Raw genomic sequence first — 4,685 nt, forward strand, 5'->3', positions numbered from 1 at the left:
GTTTAAAGAAATCTCTGAAACGTATAAAAGTACTCCTTTTTACGTGCTGCTTAAACAATTGGTTGTCAACAATTGTCATGAAGCTTTCTTAGATGAACAAACCGAGGCACTACAAACCTTTAAACCTGAACAGGTATTTGCACGAGTCCGTAATCACGTTGCTGAAAATATCCAGATGTGTCGTCTTGCAGAACAGTATCTATATCAAAGGCAGTTTGAGTTACCGCCTGAGCGTACAGAGTTAAATAAAAAGATAGAGACCTTACGCACCTGCGTTATTCAAACTGAAGAGATGCTCAGAGAAAAGAGCTTTGCTCAAGATGTCGAATGCAAAGAAAGACAAATGAGAGATGAAACTTATGTAGAAGAGGTTGTATCAACACTTAAAAAACGTCCTCAGCCGAAAACATCTCATGATAAAGACTATCAAGAACTAGGAATTGACTAAAATAGGGTAGAAAAAACAAGTTAAAAATCCGATGAATAAATTTAAAATAAATTATTTTAGCAATAAAAAACTGTTAAATGTTTATTAAACAACCAGAATGATCTGTATAGTTTGAGGTGAAAAAACACTCAATATATGAGTAAAAAATAATCTTAAAATCACAAAAAACATGACTTTAATCACATAAACTATGTTTTTATATAATTTTATTAAGCGTTTTTAGTTATATATATAAAGTCTTTTTAAATATGAGTCCTATCAATGATACTGAACTTAGTCAAGTGATTTGGCTCACCCTCTAGCGATTTTTAGTTTTTGTATGCTCAACCAGTCTTTTGGTTGAGCATTTTTTTATGAAAAATAGACAGATCAGTCTATTTAGAAATAAAATAATTAAAGCAGTTATCAGCAGATAAAATTAAAAAAGCTGTAGACAGCTTCAATATTGGTTTTATTCCATTCAAATCTATTACGATTAGACAAAACAAGTGTAATTGAACAAGATCATCGTTTTACTAAAAATCGAGTCAGAGCCATGCTAGGACTTAAAAAACTGAGTACAGCAAAAGTTATTTTATCAAGAATAGAGCAAATACATATGGTCAGAAAATGACAGTTTAATTTTAACCATGAATTTAGTCGATTTATGGACTATTCCATCAATTATTTGGATAACATGAATATCTGTATATATTTTTCATCATTAAAATCTTAATGCGACAGAAGCTTCTTTTATACTACATATAAAAATAGAAAGATGGCTTCTTAATAAGCATATATTGATGCGATAGTAGTTAATACAATCTGATTTTGGGTTAAAAATATAATAAAGTAAGTTTTGAAATGCATTCTGTAACAATCTTTGTTGAAAAGAAGACTTTAATGTTTTTTAAATCTTTTCAAAGAAACTTAGGTTGTTATATGTATGATACATATTCTAAAAATTAGATTTATGGTATTCAATTTAATGGGCAAGTAATCCCTGCCCATAAGTTTTTTAATACGGATAAACAAATTTGCCTGAAGAAGCCTGAGCACCTGAATAATTCATATCCCAGTTCTTGGCGAAACTAGCAGTCTGTGTTCTATAAGAGTAAGGGACTTTCCATGATGCTGGTCTAGAATAGCTACTTATACTGCTAGGATAGCTATTAACATCTGTAAAAGAGGTATTTTCCTTTTTATCATCAACAATCCCTTTTTCATAGCCAGATTCAAAATAGTTTGCTTCAGAAAGAAGCCTTGCATTTTGTGCTAACGTATAACCAAGATGATAATTCGAAATATAATTATTATATGAATGGTAGTAACCATATCTCATAAGACCCGGCGATCTAACATTAATATTATTATAATAATTATTCGATAAGGTCATACGTGGGTATCCATTATACTTAGAATTATATCCTTTCATAGAATAGCCAAAGATCGAACCATATTTGTGATTTGCAAATAAAGAGTGACTAATAGTGATGTAATCTGCTGATTCACCGACATGAATAAGCTTATCTAAACTACCATCATTTACACTCCATTTATGTCCAACAAATGAGCAGTGGTCAATCCAATATTTATTTCCAGAAGCAATATAAAGCTGTATATCTCCATTACCACGAATTTTAGGATCATGCTTAAAAACTAAGTTTTGAAAAATAACATTCGAGCTATTTGCAGAAGAAACTAAATAAATATTATTCAAAACATTTAAGTTATTAAATGAACCAACGATGGTTTTATTACTTCCAAAAACCAAGATCTGTTTAGAATTACTACCTATTTGGCCTTCAATTACAATAGTTTTTGCTTCACTACCAAGTAATTCATTTTTTAAGGTTGAGATGTCTTTTACAATGACAACTTTTCCACCTGAGCCACCAGTGACATGGGCTTGTTGCGCAAACCCAGTTAACTTATTCAAATTTGTGACAGGATAATTAGCTGCACTACAAATCGTTGTGATCAGAGTACATGCAAACGTAACAAAGACTTTATTCAAAATAATTCACTCTAATTTATAAAAGTGTGAAATATATCAAAAAACAAATAATCATATATTATTTTAATGTAAGGTTAATGATTTAAGTATTTAATATTTTTATGTGACGTGATTCACAATATTTTTTAAATGGGATACTTATGAAACTTTCTTTCCTTTTACCTCTTTCTATATTTTCTTTACTTCTCCCCACTCTTTCTTCGGCTGCAGATACACGACATGTAATCGAGCCAAACTATCCTACGACTTGTTCAGTTGTATACGCAAGAAATAATCTAATTACAGCCGATATTCAAAGTGCTTTAAATAAATGTGGTTCAGGTAAAGCTGTACAGCTTTCTAGTAATGGGTCTATGAATACATTCCTTTCGGGTGCATTAAATATGCCATCTGGGGTAAGCTTATTAATAGATAAAGGTGTTACTTTAAAGGCGATTAATAATGCATCAGCATTTGATAATGGTAAAAAAACATGTGGAACAATTAATGGTGATGGTAAAGGGTGTAATGCATTAATTACATTCAACAACTCTAATAATGCTGGTATTTATGGTGAAGGTACCATTGATGGACAGGGTAGTGCTGTACTTAATGATAAAATGACCAGTTGGTGGGATTTAGCTCAAAAGGCAAAGGCTGGTGGCAATCAGAATGCGCCTCGTTTGATTCAAATTAATAATAGCCAGAATATTACACTCTATAAAATCACATTAAAAAACTCACCAAACTTTCATGTTGTGTTCTACAAAAGTAATGGCCTAACTGCTTGGTATACGACAATTGACACACCTGCAAATGCAAGAAATACAGATGGTATTGATCCTATTTCTTCAAGAAATGTCACTGTTGCATACAGCAATATTAGTACTGGCGATGACAATATTGCGATTAAAGCCAATCCTAATAGCGGTCTCTCTAGAGATATGAGCTTCATACAAAATAACTTTGGCTCAGGTCACGGTTTATCAATAGGTAGTGAAACAACTGATGGCATTTATAATATAGACGTTAATGGTTTGATAATGAGTGGAACAGACAATGGGTTAAGAATTAAAAGTGATAAGTCTGCTTCGGGAGAAGTAGCAGCTGTAAACTATAATCATGTCACTATGTCTAATGTTAAAAATGCGATTATGATGGATACGATTTATGAAAATAAATCAGGTTCTACAAAAGCAAATTGGCATGATATTACTTATAACGATATTACGGTAAAAGGAAACTCTACTATTATTTTCAATGGCACAAATGCCGCTAAACCACTGCAGGCGACCATGATAGATATGCATCTTCCTACGAACATTACTTGGAAAGTAATTAATGCAAATATTAAGAAGTAGATTTTCTAATAATTATTAGAAATTTTGTTCAATAGTTATAAATAAAAAAAGGAGCAAATAGACGGTATTTGCTCCTATAAAACAAAGTACAAAAATATACATAAATAAAATATAAAATATATTAACATAAAATGCGACTTATTTCACATTTTACACTAATATTAAGGTTGTTATGACTTTTTCTTTCTCTCAGTTTTCTTTTCTCTTGCCTATTTCAATTTTATCGTCTTTTTTACCAACTCTCACTTCCGCTGCAGATATGCGCAATGTAGTAGAGCCTGAATATCCAGAAACTTGTTCAGTTGTATACGCAAGAAATAATCTAATTACAGCTGATATTCAACGCGCTTTAGATAAGTGTAGTCCGGGTAAAGCTGTAAGGCTTTCAAGTAATGGATCTATGAATATCTTCCTTTCGGGGGCATTAAATATGCCATCTGGGGTAAGTTTATTAATAGATAAAGGTGTTACTTTAAAGGCGATTAATAACGCATCTGCATTTGATAATGGTAAAAAAACATGTGGAACAATCAATAATGATGGTAAAGGATGTAATGCATTAATTACATTCAAAAATTCTAATAATGCTGGAATTTATGGTGAAGGTATTATTGATGGGCAAGGCGGTGAAGTACTTAATGATAAAATGACCAGTTGGTGGGATTTAGCTCAGAAAGCAAAACGTAGTGGCAAGCAAAATGCGCCTCGTTTGATTCAGATTAATAATAGTCAGAATATTACACTCTATAAAATCACCTTAAATAACTCACCAAACTTTCATGTTGTGTTCTACAAAAGTAACGGCCTAACTGTTTGGGATACGACAATTAATACACCTGCAAATGCCAGAAATACAGATGGTATTGATCCTATTTCTTCAAGAAATGTCACTGTTACATAC

General features: G+C 31.7%; 4 protein-coding genes. 3 read left to right on the forward strand and 1 reads right to left on the reverse strand.

Going from position 1 to position 4,685, the window contains the following annotated elements; genetic code table 11:
• The coding region (locus tag I2F23_RS13525) for a hypothetical protein (RefSeq protein ID WP_195773093.1) at positions 1-448 on the forward strand (448 nt) is incomplete at its 5' end.
• 997 nt (positions 449-1,445) lie between these two features.
• Here I2F23_RS13525 and I2F23_RS13535 read toward each other — a convergent pair.
• Positions 1,446-2,444, reverse strand: a complete 999-nt coding sequence (locus tag I2F23_RS13535; protein ID WP_228285417.1) for a pectate lyase family protein — start codon at positions 2,442-2,444, stop codon at positions 1,446-1,448.
• A gap of 140 nt (positions 2,445-2,584) precedes the next feature.
• On the opposite strand from I2F23_RS13535, the gene I2F23_RS13540 reads away from it, so the two are divergent.
• Together I2F23_RS13540 and I2F23_RS13545 are read left to right on the forward strand one after the other, a co-directional pair.
• Positions 2,585-3,784: a glycoside hydrolase family 28 protein gene (locus I2F23_RS13540; protein WP_195773095.1), complete on the forward strand. Its 1,200-nt coding sequence runs from the start codon at positions 2,585-2,587 to the stop codon at positions 3,782-3,784.
• A gap of 259 nt (positions 3,785-4,043) precedes the next feature.
• On the forward strand, positions 4,044-4,685 hold a 642-nt coding region (locus tag I2F23_RS13545), incomplete at its 3' end, for a glycoside hydrolase family 28 protein (RefSeq protein WP_215728605.1).

The sequence above is a fragment of the Acinetobacter pollinis genome (assembly GCF_015627175.1).
GTDB classification, from domain to species: Bacteria; Pseudomonadota; Gammaproteobacteria; order Pseudomonadales; family Moraxellaceae; genus Acinetobacter; species Acinetobacter pollinis.